This is a genomic window from Pseudorhizobium endolithicum (genome assembly GCF_902153245.2).
Classification (GTDB): Bacteria; Pseudomonadota; Alphaproteobacteria; order Rhizobiales; family Rhizobiaceae; genus Neorhizobium; species Neorhizobium endolithicum.
Window position 1 is genome coordinate 403,480 of record NZ_CABFWF030000014.1, and the last position, 17,841, is coordinate 421,320.

Sequence of the window (17,841 nt, forward strand, 5' to 3'; positions counted from 1 at the left end):
GCTGGTTGTTCATCCTGCTGCCACGTCTTGCAGCAGGATGGAATTTACGAGATGGGGAAGACCCGGCCGTCGAACAACTTGCGCGCGGTGCGCAGGGTGCCGATGCCTTCGATCTTTCCTTCGGAGTTCCGGCTGACGAGAACCTCGGCCGCACCGGTCGGGTGATCGACCAGAAAGCGCCCGTCCGCCGGCAGACGTGCGACTTCGGCCGCGACCGACTCGGGAAGAGTGCAGGCAGTTGCGACGCTGACGGCCGCGAAGACGCCGATGGAGGCGTGGCAGCGGTGCGGGATGAAACTGCGGGTGCTGATCGTCCCTCCGGTCTGCGGGGGAGACACGAGCGTCATCTTGGGTACGGATTTCTCCGTCACATCGCCGAGGTTCATGATTGGCCCGGCAGCCAGCCGGATACTCTCCAGCCGTGCCTTCAATCCGGCATCAGCGTCCAGATCCTCACGGCTTTCCGAGCCTGAAAGGCCGAAATCGGACGCGCGCAGAAGGATGATCGGCATACCGTTGTCGATCATCGTGCACTCGACGCCTTCGATCGTGTCGCGGGCCCGGCCGGATGGCAGAAGGCTGCCGCACATGGAGCCTTCGGTGTTCTGGAACAGCAGCGGTATGGCGGCATGGCTTCCCGGCACGCCGTCGATGGTTGCGTCGCCGCGGTAAGTCACCTTGCCGTTGGGGGTGGCGACCTGCGCAAGCGACACCTCGCCGGTATTCAGCATATGGATACGCACCGGCGTCGTACTGTCCCGAGCGGCGACCAGGCCCCGTTCGATCGCGGCCGGGCCGACCGCGGCAAGGATGTTGCCGCAGCCCTGGGCGTCCGTGACGACCGGTTGATCCACGAAGACCTGAAGGAAAAGATAGTCGACATCCGCATCGGGCCTCGTCGACGGCGAAAGGATGGCCACCTTCGATGTCAGCGGATCGGCGCCGCCGATGCCGTCGATCTGCCGATTGTCGGGGGATCCCATGACCTTGAGCAGCAGGGCATCCCGTTCCTTCGGATCGGATGGCAGATCGGCGGCAAGAAAGACGGCGGCTTTCGACGTGCCGCCGCGCATCCAGAGGCAGGGAATGCCGTCGCCATAGGGGTCAGACATATTTCAGACCCTTCTCGGCCAGGCGCTCCCGCATGGAATAGATGTCGAGGCCAAGCTCACCGGCAGCGAGGCGCTTGCGCTTGGCCTCCTCCGCCGCCAGCCGTCGTTCCGCAGCGGCAGCGACTGTTTCGGCCTCCTCCCGCTTGACGACAACGACGCCGTCGTCGTCGGCTACGATCACGTCGCCTGCTTCGATCGCGGCTCCGGCGCAAACGATTGGGATATTGACCGAACCGAGGGTCTCCTTCACCGTGCCCTGTGCGGAGATCGCCTTCGACCAGACAGGAAAACCCATCGCCGTCAGATCGCGAATGTCGCGGACGCCGGCGTCGATAATCAGACCGCGGCATCCGCGCGCCTTGGCGGAGGTGGCAAGCAGGTCGCCGAAATAGCCGTTGTCGCAGGGCGATGTCGGGGCGAGCACGAGGATATCCCCCGCCCGCAACTGCTCGATCGCGACATGCACCATCCAGTTGTCTCCAGGGGGGGCCGAGATGGTCACCGCCGAACCGGCGACCTGGGCGCCGGAATAGATCGGCCTCATGTACGAGGCGAGGCAGCCGCGGCGGCCCTGTGCCTCATGAACCGTCGCCACGCCGGCCGCTGCGAGACGATCGATGACCGCCGGATTCGCCCTTTCGATGTTTTGAACCACGACGGCCATGTCAGTGCTCCTTTTTCACGGGCGGCGTACCATGGGTATGGAAGCTCTCGATCGTCTTCAGGCCCCACGCCTGGCCCTTCTTTCGGTCGCTTTCGGTCCAGACGACGGTCTCGCAGTCGGGCTGCAGGATCAGGCGCGCACCGGCATTGGCAAGCTCGACGCGATTGCCGGCCGGCTCCCAGACATAGAGGAAGAAGGTTCCCTGGATCGCATGCTTGTGCGGCCCGGTTTCGATGTGGACGCCGTTCTGCAGAAAGACATCGGCGGCGCGAAGGATGTCCTCGCGCTGGTCGGTGGCATAGGTCACGTGATGCAGCCGCCCGACACCGCCGCCATGTTCTTCCGTGCAGGCAAGGTCGTAGGTCTTGTTGTTCACGGTAAACCAGCAGCCGCCGATGCGGCCGTTGTCGAGCTGGATCATCTCCGTGACGCGCGAGCCGAGGCAGGTTTGCATGAAGCGGCGGAACTCGGAAACGTCGGACGACAGGAGGTTCAGGTGGTCGAGGCGGCGGGGCGCGGCGCCGGTAAAGGCGGAGGCGGTGTTCTTCAGGGCCGGTACGTCCTCTCCGGCTGCCCGGTATTTTACTGTCTCCCAATAGATCTCGAAGATGTGGCCGAAGGGATCCTCGAAACGGAAGGCCCTGCCATGGGAAGGATCGCCGTCGATCCAGCCATACACCTTGTATCCCGATGCTTCGACAGCCTTCACGCGTCGCTCGAGAGCCTCGGGACTGGAGGCGCGGTAGGCTATGTGCCCGACGCCCGTCGTATGCGACCGTGTCAGCTTGAGCGAGCAGTATTCATAGTCGTCCCACGCCCGCAGATAGGCGGAGTTTTCATCCCGGCCGGAGAGCTTGAGGCCATAGACGCGGGTGAAGAAGTCGAGGCTTTCCTCGAACTTGTCGGTGTACATCTCGACATGAGCGAGATGGGCTATGTCGTGGCAAAGCTCCATCACCGCCTCCGTCACAGTTCATCGACGGTACGGGGAAAGATCGACTGGAAGCCTTCCGCATACTTGCAGTCGCGACCACCCGACTGTCCGCCGGAATTGCGCTTGAAGTGGTTGGCGCGGTTGATCGCGACGCGGGTGTAGTATTCCCAAAGGTGCTCCTGGCCTTCCATGCACTCGATGGCTGCGCGCTTCTTTGCCCAGACGGAGGTGATGTCGAGGAAGGTGTCCGGCTTCCAGCCCATCTGCTCCGTCTGGTGCGGCTCGAACAGATAGAGCTGGGGAGCGCCCAGGACCTTCTGCCCAGGATTGTGTCCCCATGCCTGGGCGATCATGCGGCATTCGAGCGCCACCTGCGTGGCGTACATGTGGTCGGTGTTGTAGGGATCGTACTGGGAGTGGCTGAGCATGAAGCGCGGCTGGACCTTGCGGATCACGTCCACCAGCTCGTTTTTGTTGTCGCGGGTCAGTTCCAGCGGATAGTCGCCGAGGTCCATGCAGACGAGGTCATGGACGCCCAGTGCTTCGGCTGCGCGCTCCGATTCCGAACGGCGGGCGCTCTTCACGCGGTCGAGGGTCATGCCCTCCTGCTTCCAGAGCTTGGCGCTCTCGCCGCGTTCCCCGAAGGAGAGGCACACCACCGTCACGTTGTAACCGAGTTCGGCGTGAAGCGCGATCGCGCCGCCGCACCGCCAAACAAAGTCGGCCGCATGGGCGCTGATTACCAAAGCTGTCTTATTGTCCGCCGGCATGGATACCTCCCGCAATTTCTCTCAGGTTAGGCTTGTTCCGTCAGCCTATCCAGATCAAATGGAAAGACCGCCGATCATTATAACTATTTGCTATAGATGCTGGATTTGAGCGCTTCTGTTTGCGAGAGTTGCCTGCCAACGGAGGAAGAGGCAAATGGCTGATACAGCGGCAGAGTATCCAAAGATTGCGTTCGTCGGTTTCGGCGAAGCAGGCCATGCGATCGCAGGGGGATGGGAGCCGTCCCCCATGCCGCGTGTCTGTGCCTACGATGTGAAGCTCCGTGACGAAACGGCGGCGGGCCCGGTTCTTCGCCGCTGTGCGGATGCCGGTGTCGAGGCGATCCGTGACCCGAACGAGGCTCTCGCGGAAGCCGGTGTGATCTTCAGCCTCGTGACGGCGGACCAGGCGCTGGAGGCGGCACGCTCCGTCGCGTCCCATCTTGCCCCCGGCGCCTACTGGCTCGACTGCAATTCCTGTGCGCCGCAGACGAAGCAGAAGGCGGCGGAGGTGATCGAGGCGGCCGGTGCACGGTATGTCGATGTCGCGGTGATGGCGCCGGTCTATCCGAAACGCCACCAGGTGCCGCTCCTGCTGGCCGGTCCCCATGCGGAAGAGGCAGCCCGCCTGCTCGAACGGCTGGACATGCGCCCGAAGATAACCGGAACGAAGATCGGCGACGCCTCCAGCGTCAAGATGCTGCGCTCGGTCATCATCAAGGGTCTCGAGGCACTGACGGCGGAGTGCCTTCTGGCGGCGCGGCGGGCAGGTGTCGAGGATGCGGTCCTTGCCTCGCTGCAGGCTTCCGATCCGGGCATCGACTGGAGGGCGCGGGGCGCCTACAACCTGGAACGGATGATGGTTCACGGTGCCCGTCGTGCGGCGGAGGTCGAGGAGGTCTGTGTGACGTTGCGGGAGTTCGGCCTGCCCGACTGGATGAGCAGCGGGACGGTGGAATGGCAACGGGCGATCTCGGACCTCGGCCTCGATCCGGGCGAGAACGATCTGGCGCGGCGATCTGACATGGTGCTGAGGAGCCTATGATTCCGCGCAATCTGAGGCATCTCAGACTCTTTTCCGCCGTGGCGGAGCTCAAGTCTCTGACGACGACATCGGAGAAATGGCACCTTTCCCAACCTGCCGTTACCCAGGCCATCAGCAAGCTCGAGCGCGGCGCAGGGCCGCTCTTCGAACGGACGCGGCATGGCTTCTTTCTGAACCCGCGCGGCGAGGTTCTGCTCCGGCGAGTCGAACGTGCCTTCGGGCTGCTCGATCCCATCCTGGCGGATATCTCGCCGCGACTGCGCATCTCCTTAACCTACGCGCAGCTGCAGGCGTTGATCGCGGTCAGCGAAAGCGAGAATTTCACCCTTGCAGCGCGGCGGCTGGGCCTTGCGCAACCTACCGTCCACCGGGCCGTCACACAGATCGAGCAGGAGGCTGCGCGCAGCCTGTTCGAGAGGACTTCTTTCGGCATCCTGCCCAGCCGCCTATGCCAGTCCCTCGCACAGGCGGCACGGCTCGCCATCTATGAACTCGATCAGGCCGACGCCGAACTGGCAGAGTTCGACGGGGGTGAGGCAGGGTCCGTCGTCATCGGCGCGATGCCGCTCTCCCGGTCCGTGTTGCTGCCGCGCGCGCTGGCACGCTTTCGACAGCAGTATTCTACCTTTGCCGTGCGCATCATCGACGGAACCTACGACGCCTTGTTGGGTGACTTGCGGCGAGGTTCGCTGGATTTTCTCGTCGGCGCTCTCCGGGAACCGGCTCCGATCGGCGACGTCGTCCAGGAGCGGCTGTTCGACGACAGGCTTGCCCTTCTGGCACGGCCGGATCATCCGCTGGCGCGACAGACAAATCTGACCATCGACGATCTTCTTGATTTCCCGTGGGTCGTGCCTCGACAGGGTACGCCAACACGCGCACGGTTCGAGACGATCTTCACCTCGGCGGGGAAGGAACCGCCACAGCGGCTGGTCGAATCTGGCTCGCTTCTCCTGATGCGCGGGCTGTTGACGGAAAGCACGCATCTCGGCTGTATCTCACGTTACCAGGCGCAGTCCGAATGCGATCACGGGCTTCTGGTGCAACTACCCTTTGCGACCGACCATCTGATCCGCCCGATCGGGCTCACCTACCGCGACAAGTGGCACCCGACACAGATGCAGCGACGGATGATGGACCTGATCGCCGACCTCGTGCCGACGGCTTGAGGCAGGCACAGGTCAGGCGGCCTGCTTTCCCAGATGCGCGAACTCCTCAACCACCCGGTCGTATACCGCGCGCTTGAAGGGGACGATCAGCCCCGGCAGTTCGTCCATGGACTTCCACTCCCAGGCATCGAATTCGGCTGCATGTCCTCCGGGCGGCGGATTTATCCGGATCTCGGCTTCGTCACCCTCGAACCGGAAGGCGAACCAGCGCTGGGTCTGACCGCGATACTTGCCCTTCAGGCCGATGCCGATCAGATGCGGAGGGAGGTCGTAGTTGATCCAGTCGCGCGATTGCCCGAGCAGCGAAACGGTCCGGATCCCGGTCTCCTCATAAAGTTCGCGATAGGCCGCGGCGAGCGGGTCCTCTCCCTTGTCTATGCCTCCCTGGGGCATCTGCCAGAGCTGCGGGGAACCGTCATACTCCGTATTGCCCTCCGCGATGCGGCGGCCGGCCCAGACGAGTCCTTCCCCGTTCAGCACCATAACCCCGACACAGGGCCGGTAGGGAAGGTCATCCGCTTTCACTGGGGCGTTACCGGTCATGGTGCTTTCCTTCAAACTGCGACCCGATCAATAATCTGCCGGATCTTCCGCAAGCGCCGACACGCCGACGATCTCTATGCCACGGCCACTGGCCTCCTGCACCCACTGGCTTATCGCCTGCACGGATTCTTCGAAGGCGGAGGCTGTCCCCACCGCACTGCCCTTGCGCAGGGCGAGACGCTCGAGATCGTCCAGCTTTTTCAGGATTGCCGATCTGTCCAGCTCCGTGTCGAGAACCATGTCTGCAAAGACGTGGGGCAGTTCCACAGCCTTTGCGATGCTGCCGCTGGCGGATCGGGCGGAGGTGCCGTCGTCGACGAACATCAGGCCGCGCGAGGCGATGTCACGCAGCAGCGGTTCGAGCGCGCCGGCCTCGGACAGAAGTCTGCCGCCAAGGTGGTTCATGATGCCCGTATACCCGGTGATGCTTGCCATCGCCTCGTGAAGTCTGTCGATGTTCTGCTCGGCAGGCGCATCGGCCAGCAAGGTCGCTGGATCAGCCTCGCTTGGGGAATATCCGAACGGCTCCATGGGGATCTGCATGAGGATTTCATGGCCCTGCCGGCGGGAGGTCTGCATCCAGCGCTGCAGGCTGTTTCCGCTCGCTGCGAATGCGAGGGTGATTTCCGAAGGCAGCTCCTCTATCGCACGCTGGGTGCCGGTCTGACTGAGACCGAGGCCGCCGACGATGATGGCGATGCGGGTACCGCGGGCGCCCGACCAGGGGCGGGCATAATGGTCCATCGGGCGAAGCCCGACCGAGCTCACAGCGGGCAGGGGGCCATAGGGCGAATCTTCCAGCAGGTCTTCGTTCGCCGTGCCGGCCAGACGGGGATCCTGCCCGATCCGAGACGCCTCGATGATCAGAGGGCCGCTGCCGTCATGGCTGCGGGGCGAATATTTGTTCACCACGCTACCGTCGTCGGTGAGTGTTCGCTCCACATTTGCTCCCGGCCCGGCGCTATTTCTTCGGGAAGCCTGCGTCTGTCCGTCGCCCGAGGTCGGCTCTACCGCGGACGCAGCAGGGACAGGCGTGGGAACCTGGGCGGTCCGGCGTAGAGCGGGCTCGTCCTGCATCGTGTAGAGGGAGAGCCCCAGGACTCCGGCGACCGTCACCAATCCCGCCGCTACGGGAACCGAAATGCGAAAGCGGCGCCGTTTTCCTGCCGGCCTGTTCTGTCCGAGCGGAGCATGAAGATCAGGTTCCACGAAAAAATGTCCGCAGGTGGCCTTCCAAAGGAGAAGAAGCCGGTCTGACGATCCGGCTCCCTGGCTTTACTTCTTGACGGCTGCCGCCTTGTCGGGGCTCGGCGGGAAAGCCGGATCGGTCTTGTTGCCCCGGAGCAGGTCCAGCGCGTAGTTCAACTGCACGTCGTCCTTTGCCTCCGGGGGAACATAGGCCACAGAACCGGAGCCTTCCTCGGTCTCGTTCTGACCGGGGATATGACCGCGAAGACTGGATTCGCCCTCCGCACGGACCTTGCCCTGCAGATCCTCGGGAAGCGGCTGCTCCACCTTGATGTCGGGGTTGATGCCGGTGCCCTGGATGGAGGTGCCCGAAGGCGTGTAGTAGAGCGCGGTCGTCAGCCGGAGTGCGCCGCTTTCGCCAAGCGGGATGATGGTCTGCACCGAGCCCTTGCCGAAGGAGCGCGTGCCGAGGACGGTGGCCCGCTTCAGGTCCTGCAATGCGCCTGCGACGATCTCCGACGCCGATGCGGAACCGCCGTTGATCAGGACGACGACAGGCTTGCCGTCCGTCAGATCGCCGGGGCCTGCGTTGAAGCGGCGCGTTTCATCGGCGTTGCGGCCGCGGGTCGAAACGACCTCGCCACGCTCCAGGAAGGCGTCGGAAACGTTGATTGCCTGATCCAGAAGGCCGCCCGGGTTAAGACGCAGGTCGAGGACATAGCCCTTGAGCTTGTCTTCCGGAACTTCCGCCTTGATCTTCTGGATCGCTTTTTCGAGGTCGTCATAGGTCTTCTCGGTGAACGAGATCACCCGGAGGTAGCCCACGTCGCCCTCGACGCGCGACTTGACCGCGCGGACGGCGATGATTTCGCGAACCACGCTGAGCTCGATCGGCTTATCCGCACCCTCGCGCAGAATCGTCAGCTTGATCGGCGTGTTGACGGCGCCGCGCATCTTCTCGACCGCTTCCTCGAGCTTGAGGCCGCGAACCGCTTGGCCATCGATCTCGGCGATCAGGTCCCCTGCGAGGATGCCTGCGCGCGAAGCGGGCGTGTCGTCGATGGGAGCGATGACCTTCACCAGCTCGTTTTCCATCGTGACCTCGATCCCGAGGCCGCCAAACTCGCCGCGGGTCTGCGTGCGCATATCCTCGGCGTCCTTGGAATTCAGGAAGCTGGAATGCGGGTCAAGCGAGGTGAGCATGCCGTTGATGGCATTCTCGACCAGCTTTTCCTCGTCCGGCGGTGTGACGTATTGTGCGCGGACGCGCTCAAACACGTCCCCAAAAATGGACAGTTCCTTGTAGGTCGAAGGGCCGGCAGCCTGTGCTGGCACTCCCGCCGAGTAGATGACGCTCATGGCCGTCGCACCCATCAGCGCACCGACGATCACAAGAGAAGCCTTACGAATCATTTCGTGCCCTTCCGATATCCTTAGCGGTCCACCACGGTCTCGAATCGACCGGAGTTCCGTCCTTCCTGAATTCAATGTAAAGTGTTGGACGATCCGTTTCCAGCGTCAAGGCCGTAGCGCTCGCCACTCTTTCGTGACCCATCACCGCGATCGGCTCGCCGGCAAGAACGAAACGTCCCTGACGTGTTCTTATTTCATCCATTCCCGCAAGCACGAGATGGTAACCGTCTCCGGCATTGAGGATGAGCATCTGCCCGTAGCTCCGGAAAGCTCCGGCAAAAACAATCCATCCGTCCGCCGGCGCCGTTACCACTGCACCTGGGCTTGAGGCCACGGTCATACCCACGGCAGAATGTCCCGTCCCGTCCGCATCGCCGTACGAGCGCAAGATCTCGCCCGTCACCGGAAGCTCAAGCTTCTGCCTGAGGCTCGAAAACGCATATGCGGGGGCAATACGGTTTTTGTCGGGCAGTCCGCTTTCGGCCCGCTGTCTTGCACGCTCGCGCTCTTCCTCGGAAAGCTGGCGCTGGCGCTCCTCCTCCAGGCGGGCCTGCTCCATGGCCTCCCGCACGGAGGAGATTTCATCCTCAAGCGACCGTATGAAGCCTTCGAGGGAGGTAGCCTTCGCGGCCAGCTCTTCCGAGCGCTTGCGCTCAGCCTCGAGTTCGGAAGCATTCTCCCGGCTGAGTTTCTCGTTCTCCGCCAGCAGCATGTCCATGCGCTTTTCTTCTTCGAGATTGCTGGCGATCGTGGCGGCGACGGAGGTCTTTTCCGCAAGGGCATCGGCCTGGAGCTTCGAGAGAGCCTGCAGGTCCGCCAGCAGCCGATCCGCCTGCGCCCGCATGCCGGGCACGACTGCGCCCAAGAGAATTGCGCTTCGAACGGATGCCAGGGCATCCTCCGGCGTGACCAGAAGCGCGGGTGGCGGATTGCGGCCCATGCGCTGCAGGGCTGCGAGGACTTCGGCCAGCACATCGCGTCGCCCGCGCAGCGAGGTCCGTATCTCCTCCTCCCTCAGCCGCAACCTCGCGAGCCTTTCTTCGCTCTCATCGATCTTCTGCTCGAATTCCTTGCGGCGTGCAGCAGAATCGATGAGCGCCTGACGCAGATTGGCGCTGGTCTTCTCCAGTTCCGCTATGTTCTGCTCAATCGCCGCCGCCTTGTCGAGGGACACGCTGATCGTCTTGCTGAGATCGTCCAGCTCGTTACGGGCTTCGTCCCGTTTCTGCTCCAATCCCAGAGCAGGATCAGGCGGGCCGGCCGGCTGTTCCAGCAGTTGCGCATGGGGAGGCTGACCATCGGGGACGAATGCAGACATGAGCGCAACGACTGCAACAGCCCTCGCCAAGGGCAGCGTCCGACCGATGAAGTGCCTTAGCTGTCGTCTCATACGTGCCCCGATCGTGGCCTTGTCGAAGGGTAAGCTGATTTGCCGCCCATGGCCACAGCCACTCCTTCTTGGCATGGCAACTTACGCTCGATGATAGGGGTGGCCGGACAGGATCGTGACGGCTCGGTATAGCTGCTCTGCGATAAGGACACGAACAAGTTGATGCGGCCAGGTCATCGCACCCAGGTTGAGGACGGCATCGCATCGTTCCCGAAGCGCCGGATCAAGTCCGTCGGCGCCTCCGATCGCGATTATCATGTCCCGCTTGCCGCCGTCGCGAAACTGACTGATCCTGGCGGCGAAGGCCTCGCTGTCCAGGGATCGGCCCCGTTCGTCCAGCAGCACCAACAGCGCCCCTTCAGGCAAGGCCTTTTCCAGGGCCGCCGCCTCTTCCCGTTTGCGGGTATCGGCGCTTCCGGCGCGGCTTTCCGGAACCTCGATGACGCGGCCGAATTCCAGCCCAATAGCAGGGCCGGCCTTCGCGAAGCGGTCGAGATAGCGGGAGGCAAGATCCTTTTCCGGTCCGGCTTTCAACCGTCCCACGGCAAAAAGACTGATCCGCATATCCATCCGCCTGATTGAGCCAAACTTCGAACGTTGCGGCCAAGGCCTACGGCCGGCCGTCCGTCGACGGGTTCAACGGCGTCAGAACGCCGTTTAGTGCAACGTGCCGTCCTCGAGATCGGGAGCCGCCCACATCTTCTCGATGTTGTAGAACTCCCGGATTTCGGGCCGGAACACATGGATGATCACGTCACCGGTGTCAATCAGTACCCAGTCACCGGCTTCAAGACCCTCGACGCGGGGCGTACCCAACCCTTCGTCTTTCAGGTCAGAGATGAGGTGATCTGCGATAGCCGCGACGTGCCGGTTCGATCGTCCGGTGACCACGACCATGTAGTCTCCAAGCGCTGATTTTCCGGCGATGTTGATGGTGACGATGTCTTCTGCTTTGGAGTCCTCGAGGCTTGCGAGGACCAGTTCGAGAGCACGGGCGGCGGCATCGGCGCCACGTTCCAGGCTCTGCGGGAGGATGCCAGGCATCTTTCCCTTGGTGTGCACTGTTGTCAGGGTTCTTCCTTTCTTCCAGGTAACAGCTACAGCACTGTCAGCGAATCTGAGCATCCGGATGCGCTAAACAAAGGTGGCATCGAAGCGACGATCTTTCAAGATAGGCGACGCATCATCCATCAGGTTCGGGGATTGCCGGCCCCGGCCAGCCGAAGGCTGGTGGAACTGATGGTGGAGCGGGGACCGTGGAGGAAGGTCCATGCGGGAGCCGGTTTCTTCCATAGGGCGCCCGCGTCGTCCTCGTCCACGTGCGCATAGTCGAATGTGCGGGTCATATTCGACGAGAGGAAAGACAGGGTGGAGCCGGGGCGATCGATGACGGCAATCGGAAACGTGCGGACGATCGACTGCCATTCCTGCCAGAGGTGGAAGGTCCGAAGACTGTCGGCTCCCATGATCCAGATGAAATGGATGCCGCGATTGCGGGCCTTTACGTGGGCGAGGGTATGGGCAGTGTAGGGTCCACCCAGCGACTGTTCGAACGCCGTCACCTTGATCCGCGGGTCCCGGACCAGCCGCTCGCTCATGGCGATCCGCTCCTGGAGAGGCGCCAGGCCCGACTTGCTCTTCAGCGGATTGCCGGGCGTCACCATCCACCACAGCTGGTCGAGGCGAAGCCGCCGGAGCGCGATCTCGCTCACCAGGAGATGGCCCTCATGCGGCGGATTAAAGGATCCTCCGAACAGGCCGACCACCATGCCGCGTTCCACGTGCGGCATGGACAGGTATCGCCGATCGACCGGTTCTTCCGCCACCAGATGACTAAGGCCGGATCTGACCGGTGCCGTGCACCCGGTACTTGAAGGAGGTCAACTGCTCCACGCCGACAGGGCCGCGCGCATGCATCTTGCCCGTCGCGATGCCGATCTCGCCGCCCATGCCGAACTCCCCGCCATCGGCGAACTGTGTCGAGGCATTGTGTAACAGGATCGCGGAGTCGATCTCGGTAAAGAATCGTCCCACCACCTTCGGGTCCTCGGCGATCACCGCCTCGGTATGATTGGAGGAGTAGGTGTTGATGTGGGCGATGGCCCCGGCAATGCCATCAACGATGGCGACGGAAATGACCGCGTCGAGATATTCCGTCCGCCAGTCCTCCTCCGTCGCCGGCTTCAGGCCGGGATACACCTTGAGCACGGCAGCCGAGGCACGAATCTCGCAGCCGGCTTCCGTCAGGCCCTCCAGGATCGGCATCAGGTGGGTTCCGATCGCCGCGCTGTCGATGAGCAGCGTCTCCGCAGCACCGCAGATGCCGGTCCGTCGCATCTTCGCATTGACGACGATGCGCCTTGCCATTCCAATGTCCGCGGAGGCGTCGACATAGATGTGGCAGAGGCCTTCGAGGTGCGCGAAGACCGGTACGCGTGCCTCGTTCTGGACGCGCGCGACCAAGCTCTTGCCGCCGCGCGGCACGATGACGTCGATTGCGCCGTTGAGGCCGGTCAACATGGCGCCCACCGCCGCACGGTCACTTGTGGGGACGATCTGGATGGCATCCTCGGGCAGGCCGGCGGACTTCAGGCCCTCCACGAGGCACCGGTGAATGGCGCGCGACGAATGCAGCGAATCCGAGCCGCCGCGAAGAATGACGGCGTTTCCGGCCTTGAGGCAGAGGGCACCCGCGTCGGCCGTGACATTGGGACGGCTCTCGTAGATCACGCCGATGACGCCGAGCGGCGTGCGCACCCGTTCGATCCTGAGCCTGTTCGGACGGTCCCAGGCGGCGATCACCTGGCCCACCGGGTCCGCCAGCTCGGCGATCTCCCGCAGGCCATCGGCCATGGCAGCGATCGACGTCTCCGTCAGCGTCAAACGGTCGATGAAGGACGGCTGCAGCCCCTTGCCGTCCACGGCGCGCAGATCCTCGGCGTTGGCGGCCAATATGTCGGTGCTCGATGCGATGAGTGCATCGGCCATGGCGTTCAGCGCCCGGTTCTTCACCTCGGTGGATGCGGTTGCCAGATGACGGGCTGCCGCCCTGGCGCGCCTGCCGACGCCGTCCATCAACATCGCGATATCGTCCGTCTTCGTCGTGACCAGCTCAAGCATGGGTGGCTTCCTCCAAAGAACTCTGTTGCGCGCCGCCGCCGGCTGCAGCGGTCATCACGAGGTCGTCCCGATGTATCACGGCGCTTCGTCCCGGATAGCCGAGGATGGCCTCGATCTCGGCCGACCGGCGGCCGGCGATAAGCCGCGCTTCGTCGGCATCGTAGCCGGCAAGACCGCGCGCGAGCTCGCGCCCGTCCAATCCGACGATTGCCACGGTGTCGCCGCGATGGAAGTCACCGGTGACAGATTTCACACCCGCGGGAAGCAGGCTCTTGCCGCTGCGCAGGGCGGCTTCCGCCCCATGATCCACCGTCAGTTCGCCGGCGGGCTGCAACTGTCCGGCAATCCAGGTCTTCCGCGCTGCCACCGGCGTGCCGGACGGTGCAAACCAGGATGATCTTGCGCCCTCATCGATCGCACGCAGGGGATGGATCGTCTTGCCCGATGCGATGATCATCGCACAGCCCGCGCCCGTCGCGATCTTCCCGGCCTCGATCTTGGTCCGCATGCCCCCGCGGGAGAGCTCAGAGGCTGCACCACCCGCCATGGCTTCGATCTCCGGCGTGATCGCCGCGACCGTGTCCAGGAACCGGGCCTCCGGGTCGAGATGCGGCGGGGCGCTGTAGAGCCCGTCGATGTCCGAAAGCAGGATAAGGAGGTCGGCACCCGTCATCGTAGCGACGCGCGCTGCGAGCCGGTCGTTGTCGCCATAGCGGATTTCGGACGTGGCGACCGTATCGTTCTCGTTGATGATCGGCACCGCGCCCATCTTCAGCAACTGGCCAATGGTCGCGCGTGCGTTCAGATAACGGCGCCGTTCCTCGGTATCACCCAGCGTCAGGAGGATCTGCCCGGCAACCAGGGTATCGCGGGACAGGCTCTCGGACCAGGCACGCGCGAGGGCGATCTGACCGACGGCTGCCGCGGCCTGGCTCTCCTCCAGCTTCAAGGCGCCGGGAGCCAGGCCAAGGACCGTGCGGCCGAGCGCAATGGCGCCGGAAGATACCACCAGAACCTCGATACCGCTCGCCTTCAAGGCTGCGATGTCGCTACAGATGGCTTCCAGCCAGGCGGATTTCAGGCCCGTGCCGCGATCGACGAGCAGCGCGGAACCGATCTTGATGACGATCCGTCTGTGCGCGGCCAGGGGCTTTCGCGACACGCTCATTCGTCGTCTCCGTCGCTGTCGGTCATCCAGTGGCTGCTGCGATCGGGTAGTGCCGTGTCGTCACCTGCGGTATCGACGATCACGTCACGCAATGCGCGCAAGACCTCCGTCATACCCCGGCCGGTGGCCGCCGAGATGAGGAAGGGCTTGCGCCCGCAGGCTTTTTCCAGCTCCTTGGCCTTCTTCTTCAGTTCCTTCTCGTCCAGCACGTCGATCTGCGACAGAGCTACGATCTCCGCCTTGTCGGCAAGCCCGCCGCCATAGGCGTCCAGTTCGTGCTTTACGGTCGTATAGGCCTTGCCCACCTTTTCCTCGACCGCTGAAACGAGGTGCAGGAGTACCCGCGTCCGTTCCACGTGCCCCAGAAAGCGGTCGCCGATCCCGACCCCCTCATGCGCGCCCTCGATGAGCCCCGGAATATCCGCAAGCACGAATTCCCGCCCGTCTATGGTGGCGACGCCCAGATTGGGATGCAGCGTCGTGAAGGGGTAGTTGGCGATCTTCGGGCGGGCTCGCGTCACCGTTGCGAGGAAGGTCGATTTTCCGGCATTGGGAAGACCGACGAGGCCGGCGTCGGCAATCAGCTTCAGCCGCAGCCAGATGGTCTTTTCCTCGCCTTCGAGGCCCGGATTGGCCCAGTTAGGCGCCTGGTTCGTGGACGACTTGAAGTGCGCGTTGCCGAAGCCGCCATTGCCGCCCTTGGCGAGCCGGAAACGCTGCCCCTCCTTCGTAAGGTCAACGATCAGCGTTTCGTTGTCTTCTTCGAAGACCTGGGTGCCGACAGGCACCTTGAGCGTCACGTCGTCGCCGTTGGCGCCGGTGCGATTGCGGCCCATGCCGTGCATGCCCACCTTCGCCTTGAAATGCTGCTGGTAACGAAAGTCGATCAGGGTGTTGAGGCCGTTGACGGCCTCGATCCACACGTCGCCGCCGCGGCCTCCGTCGCCGCCGTCCGGCCCGCCGAACTCGATGAACTTCTCCCGACGGAACGAGACCGCTCCTGCCCCGCCATCGCCGGAGCGAATATAGACCTTGGTTTCGTCGAGAAATTTCATCTTGCTGCCGTCGGTTTCGTGTGGGCGACAATTCCATTAGGACTGGAACATTGCCGGGTTCGATATAGGCGGTTCAGGCGGAGGTCAAAGACTATCATGAAGCTGGTGACCTATAACATACAATACGGTGTCGGGATGGATGGGGCGTTCAATCTGCAGCGCATAGCCGACAGCATTGCCGGCGCCGATATCCTTGCGCTGCAGGAGGTGACACGCGGCTTCCCGAGGAACGGGCACGTGGACCTCGTCTCCCGGATGGCCGGCTTTTTCCCTGCCTACTACCAGAGCTTTGGCGCCGCTTGCGACATCCTGCTCCACGGCGGGGAGACCGACGGGCGACAAGGTGGCCAGCGATTTCAGTTCGGCAACATGATCCTGTCGCGCTGGCCGATCCTTGCCGTGCGGCACCTGCTTCTGCCGCGCCACCGGACCTTTGATAAGCTCAACCTGCAAAGGGGCGCCGTCGAAGCGGTGATCGCCGCACCGTCGGGGCCGCTGCGGGTCTATTCCGTTCATCTCGACCATGTCTCGCCCGACGAACGGATCGAGCAGATCCGGTTCCTCAAGGAGCGGGCGCTGAACTTCGTCCAAGAAGGAGGGGCGTTGACCGGGGCCGCCGAGTTCGGCTTTCCGGATCCGCCGCTCCCCGATGACTTCGTTATGCTGGGTGATTTCAACATGGTCCCGGAAAGCCCCGAATATCTGGAGATGGTCGGGCGGAGCGACAGCTACTATCGCAGGGTACCCCGAGACGGGCATGCCTTTGACGCACTTGCCCATCTGGGTACGGCAAAGGAGGGGAGCCATACCTGGGCGAAGCCGCCGGGCGAGGGTCCGGTGAGGATGCATCTGGATCATTGCTTCGTGAGCCCGCAACTGGTGCCGCGCCTCCGCTCGGCACGGATCGATCATCAGGCGCCGGGATCCGACCATTTTCCGGTCTGGATCGAGATCGACTGAGGAGGCCGGCGGGCAGACCCGCCGGCACTGCCGGGGTGTCATGGCCGGCGCAGGTCTTCCGGCCGGAGACGCGTGTCGATATGTGCCACCATCCCGTTGCGGGAGAGGCTGAACATCTCGCTGCATCCGGTGACCCGGAAACCCAGCTTGCGCTGGATGGTCAGGGATGCGGCGTTGTCCGCAAAGGCTCCGGACGCGACGACGACATCCGGCATTCGCCGGAAGAAGCGGTCGAGCAGGGCGCCGGCCGCCTCCGTCATGATGCCGCGTCCCCAGTAGTAGCGGTTCAGCCAGTAGCCGATGCGCCAGGACCGGCCGCGCTGCTCGATCCCGACCATGCCGACATGCACGTCGTCACCCATGGTGATCGCGGCTGCCCAACCAGGGGCTGACCCGGAAAGCTGGATCTGCAGCCAATCAAGCGCATCCTGGCGATGATAGGGCTGTGGCACGCGCGCAAGCATTCGGGCTACCGAAAAATCGCCAAGGGATTCGGCAATGCCGTCGGCATCCGTCAACCGGTGCGGGCGCAGGACGAGGCGAGGGGTGGTGACGACGGGGCAGGGGCCCGGCATCCTCACCTCCGCCGGAGGGCGTTCGAGAAGCGCGGACGTCATCTCAGTTCTCCCCAGCTCCTGAGCGACATCCAGGTCTTCCGGTCGAGCCGGAACCATTCGACCGGCACCATGCCGCCGAGCGCGAGCGAGCCCACCATTCCGGAGCTCTGGAACTGGAAGCCGCATTTCTGGATCACCCGCCTGGAGGCTACGTTGGTAACCCGGCAGCGCGCATCGATATGGTCGATGTCGCGGGTTCGGAACGCCATGTCGATCAGCGCATGCGCCGCTTCCGTGGCATAGCCGCGGTTCCAGTGGGGCTCGCCCAGCCAGTAGCCGATCTCGACCGTCTTTTCGTCTTCCTGCGGCTCCAGCCCGCAGCAGCCGAGAAAGGCGCCGTTGTCGCCTCGAGTGATGGCATAGACGCACTTGCCGATCCCGCCGTCTTTCGTGCGTCGCACAAACTCGGCTGCGTCTCTTGCCGTGTAGGGATGCGGCATGCGCGACACCATCGTCGCGATGTTGGCATTGTTGGCGAGATGGGCAAGGGCGTCGATGTCTTCTTCATGGGGGGCGCGGAGAACCAGTCTCTGCGACAGTAAGACAGGGCAATCGCTCCTTGACCGCTCGGGAGACCGCTCGGGCCTCCGTTCCTCGGGTGGCCGTGATTGGCTCACCCTCAACAATTCGCCTTGCATGGTTCAGTCCTCCTTTGGATCAAAAGAAAAAAAGGGAAGTTGGGTGGCGCCCCATCTT

At 63.6% G+C, this 17,841-nt stretch carries 19 protein-coding genes; 3 read left to right on the forward strand and 16 right to left on the reverse strand.

Annotated elements, in window-relative coordinates:
* Positions 1 to 44: 44 nt before the first annotated feature.
* Genes RTCK_RS17055 through RTCK_RS17070 form a run of 4 tightly spaced genes read right to left on the reverse strand, consistent with a single transcriptional unit; the run spans position 45 to position 3,480 of the window.
* Positions 45 to 1,112 carry a 4-oxalomesaconate tautomerase gene (locus RTCK_RS17055; RefSeq protein ID WP_142593662.1) on the reverse strand — a complete coding sequence of 356 codons (1,068 nt, stop codon included), beginning with the start codon at positions 1,110 to 1,112 and terminating at the stop codon, positions 45 to 47.
* On the reverse strand, positions 1,105 to 1,776 hold the full coding sequence (locus RTCK_RS17060) for a 4-carboxy-4-hydroxy-2-oxoadipate aldolase/oxaloacetate decarboxylase (RefSeq protein WP_142593663.1): 672 nt from the start codon (positions 1,774 to 1,776) through the stop codon (positions 1,105 to 1,107). The genes RTCK_RS17055 and RTCK_RS17060 overlap by 8 nt, the downstream gene beginning before the upstream one ends.
* A 1-nt stretch (position 1,777) precedes the next feature.
* A complete protein-coding gene (locus tag RTCK_RS17065; protein ID WP_142593664.1) occupies positions 1,778 to 2,731 on the reverse strand; it encodes a VOC family protein in 954 nt (317 codons plus the stop codon).
* Between the two features lie 11 nt (positions 2,732 to 2,742).
* Positions 2,743 to 3,480: a PIG-L deacetylase family protein gene (locus RTCK_RS17070; RefSeq protein WP_142593665.1), complete on the reverse strand. Its 738-nt coding sequence runs from the start codon at positions 3,478 to 3,480 to the stop codon at positions 2,743 to 2,745.
* Positions 3,481 to 3,634: 154 nt separating this feature from the next.
* Between RTCK_RS17070 and RTCK_RS17075 the strand changes: the two genes are divergently transcribed.
* Both RTCK_RS17075 and RTCK_RS17080 read left to right on the forward strand, forming a co-directional pair.
* Positions 3,635 to 4,522, forward strand: coding sequence for an NAD(P)-dependent oxidoreductase (locus tag RTCK_RS17075; RefSeq protein ID WP_142593666.1), 888 nt, complete (start codon positions 3,635 to 3,637; stop codon positions 4,520 to 4,522).
* The gene (locus tag RTCK_RS17080; protein ID WP_142593667.1) at positions 4,519 to 5,691 is read left to right on the forward strand and encodes a LysR family transcriptional regulator; all 1,173 of its coding nucleotides are present in this window, start codon (positions 4,519 to 4,521) and stop codon (positions 5,689 to 5,691) included. The genes RTCK_RS17075 and RTCK_RS17080 overlap by 4 nt, the downstream gene beginning before the upstream one ends.
* A gap of 12 nt (positions 5,692 to 5,703) precedes the next feature.
* Here the strand turns inward: RTCK_RS17080 and RTCK_RS17085 are convergent, their stop codons facing one another.
* From RTCK_RS17085 to obgE, 10 genes are all read right to left on the reverse strand, one after another.
* Positions 5,704 to 6,234, reverse strand: a complete 531-nt coding sequence (locus RTCK_RS17085) for an RNA pyrophosphohydrolase (RefSeq protein WP_142593668.1) — start codon at positions 6,232 to 6,234, stop codon at positions 5,704 to 5,706.
* A 27-nt stretch (positions 6,235 to 6,261) separates the two neighbouring features.
* Positions 6,262 to 7,443, reverse strand: coding sequence for a divergent polysaccharide deacetylase family protein (locus RTCK_RS17090; RefSeq protein ID WP_142593669.1), 1,182 nt, complete (start codon positions 7,441 to 7,443; stop codon positions 6,262 to 6,264).
* A 66-nt stretch (positions 7,444 to 7,509) separates the two neighbouring features.
* The gene (locus tag RTCK_RS17095; protein WP_142593670.1) at positions 7,510 to 8,835 is read right to left on the reverse strand and encodes a S41 family peptidase; all 1,326 of its coding nucleotides are present in this window, start codon (positions 8,833 to 8,835) and stop codon (positions 7,510 to 7,512) included.
* On the reverse strand, positions 8,825 to 10,153 hold the full coding sequence (locus RTCK_RS17100; RefSeq protein WP_235988739.1) for a murein hydrolase activator EnvC family protein: 1,329 nt from the start codon (positions 10,151 to 10,153) through the stop codon (positions 8,825 to 8,827). The genes RTCK_RS17095 and RTCK_RS17100 overlap by 11 nt, the downstream gene beginning before the upstream one ends.
* 153 nt (positions 10,154 to 10,306) lie before the next feature.
* Positions 10,307 to 10,789, reverse strand: coding sequence for a 23S rRNA (pseudouridine(1915)-N(3))-methyltransferase RlmH (gene rlmH / locus RTCK_RS17105; RefSeq protein WP_142593672.1), 483 nt, complete (start codon positions 10,787 to 10,789; stop codon positions 10,307 to 10,309).
* A gap of 93 nt (positions 10,790 to 10,882) precedes the next feature.
* Positions 10,883 to 11,350, reverse strand: coding sequence for a ribosome silencing factor (rsfS, locus tag RTCK_RS17110; protein ID WP_142593673.1), 468 nt, complete (start codon positions 11,348 to 11,350; stop codon positions 10,883 to 10,885).
* 65 nt (positions 11,351 to 11,415) lie between these two features.
* Positions 11,416 to 12,015 (reverse strand): nicotinate-nucleotide adenylyltransferase, encoded by a 600-nt coding sequence (locus RTCK_RS17115; protein WP_185928031.1) that lies wholly within the window; start codon positions 12,013 to 12,015, stop codon positions 11,416 to 11,418.
* A 43-nt stretch (positions 12,016 to 12,058) separates the two neighbouring features.
* Entirely contained in the window at positions 12,059 to 13,345 is a 1,287-nt protein-coding gene (locus tag RTCK_RS17120; RefSeq protein WP_142593675.1) for a glutamate-5-semialdehyde dehydrogenase, read from the reverse strand.
* Positions 13,338 to 14,513, reverse strand: coding sequence for a glutamate 5-kinase (proB, locus tag RTCK_RS17125; RefSeq protein ID WP_142593676.1), 1,176 nt, complete (start codon positions 14,511 to 14,513; stop codon positions 13,338 to 13,340). The genes RTCK_RS17120 and proB overlap by 8 nt, the downstream gene beginning before the upstream one ends.
* Positions 14,510 to 15,568, reverse strand: coding sequence for a GTPase ObgE (gene obgE, locus RTCK_RS17130; RefSeq protein ID WP_142593677.1), 1,059 nt, complete (start codon positions 15,566 to 15,568; stop codon positions 14,510 to 14,512). Before obgE ends, proB begins: the two co-directional genes overlap by 4 nt.
* A 96-nt stretch (positions 15,569 to 15,664) precedes the next feature.
* Here obgE and RTCK_RS17135 point away from each other — a divergent pair, with 96 nt between their 5' ends.
* Positions 15,665 to 16,528, forward strand: a complete 864-nt coding sequence (locus RTCK_RS17135; RefSeq protein WP_142593678.1) for an endonuclease/exonuclease/phosphatase family protein — start codon at positions 15,665 to 15,667, stop codon at positions 16,526 to 16,528.
* A gap of 38 nt (positions 16,529 to 16,566) precedes the next feature.
* On the opposite strand, the gene RTCK_RS17140 is transcribed toward RTCK_RS17135, so the two are convergent.
* Together RTCK_RS17140 and RTCK_RS17145 are read right to left on the reverse strand one after the other, a co-directional pair.
* Positions 16,567 to 17,145, reverse strand: coding sequence for a GNAT family N-acetyltransferase (locus tag RTCK_RS17140; RefSeq protein WP_142593679.1), 579 nt, complete (start codon positions 17,143 to 17,145; stop codon positions 16,567 to 16,569).
* On the reverse strand, positions 17,142 to 17,783 hold the full coding sequence (locus tag RTCK_RS17145; protein ID WP_142593680.1) for a GNAT family N-acetyltransferase: 642 nt from the start codon (positions 17,781 to 17,783) through the stop codon (positions 17,142 to 17,144). The genes RTCK_RS17140 and RTCK_RS17145 overlap by 4 nt, the downstream gene beginning before the upstream one ends.
* Between the last annotated feature and the right edge of the window lie 58 nt (positions 17,784 to 17,841).

Coding starts and splice junctions, on each gene's coding strand:
- RTCK_RS17055 (WP_142593662.1), bottom strand. CDS start 1,112: ATGTCTGACCCCTATGGCGACGGCATTCCCTGCCTCTGGATGCGCGGC.
- RTCK_RS17060 (WP_142593663.1), bottom strand. CDS start 1,776: ATGGCCGTCGTGGTTCAAAACATCGAAAGGGCGAATCCGGCGGTCATC.
- RTCK_RS17065 (WP_142593664.1), bottom strand. CDS start 2,731: ATGGAGCTTTGCCACGACATAGCCCATCTCGCTCATGTCGAGATGTAC.
- RTCK_RS17070 (WP_142593665.1), bottom strand. CDS start 3,480: ATGCCGGCGGACAATAAGACAGCTTTGGTAATCAGCGCCCATGCGGCC.
- RTCK_RS17075 (WP_142593666.1), top strand. CDS start 3,635: ATGGCTGATACAGCGGCAGAGTATCCAAAGATTGCGTTCGTCGGTTTC.
- RTCK_RS17080 (WP_142593667.1), top strand. CDS start 4,519: ATGATTCCGCGCAATCTGAGGCATCTCAGACTCTTTTCCGCCGTGGCG.
- RTCK_RS17085 (WP_142593668.1), bottom strand. CDS start 6,234: ATGACCGGTAACGCCCCAGTGAAAGCGGATGACCTTCCCTACCGGCCC.
- RTCK_RS17095 (WP_142593670.1), bottom strand. CDS start 8,835: ATGATTCGTAAGGCTTCTCTTGTGATCGTCGGTGCGCTGATGGGTGCG.
- RTCK_RS17100 (WP_235988739.1), bottom strand. CDS start 10,153: ATGTCTGCATTCGTCCCCGATGGTCAGCCTCCCCATGCGCAACTGCTG.
- rlmH (WP_142593672.1), bottom strand. CDS start 10,789: ATGCGGATCAGTCTTTTTGCCGTGGGACGGTTGAAAGCCGGACCGGAA.
- rsfS (WP_142593673.1), bottom strand. CDS start 11,350: ATGCTCAGATTCGCTGACAGTGCTGTAGCTGTTACCTGGAAGAAAGGA.
- RTCK_RS17115 (WP_185928031.1), bottom strand. CDS start 12,015: ATGCCGCACGTGGAACGCGGCATGGTGGTCGGCCTGTTCGGAGGATCC.
- RTCK_RS17120 (WP_142593675.1), bottom strand. CDS start 13,345: ATGCTTGAGCTGGTCACGACGAAGACGGACGATATCGCGATGTTGATG.
- proB (WP_142593676.1), bottom strand. CDS start 14,513: ATGAGCGTGTCGCGAAAGCCCCTGGCCGCGCACAGACGGATCGTCATC.
- obgE (WP_142593677.1), bottom strand. CDS start 15,568: ATGAAATTTCTCGACGAAACCAAGGTCTATATTCGCTCCGGCGATGGC.
- RTCK_RS17135 (WP_142593678.1), top strand. CDS start 15,665: ATGAAGCTGGTGACCTATAACATACAATACGGTGTCGGGATGGATGGG.
- RTCK_RS17140 (WP_142593679.1), bottom strand. CDS start 17,145: ATGACGTCCGCGCTTCTCGAACGCCCTCCGGCGGAGGTGAGGATGCCG.
- RTCK_RS17145 (WP_142593680.1), bottom strand. CDS start 17,783: ATGCAAGGCGAATTGTTGAGGGTGAGCCAATCACGGCCACCCGAGGAA.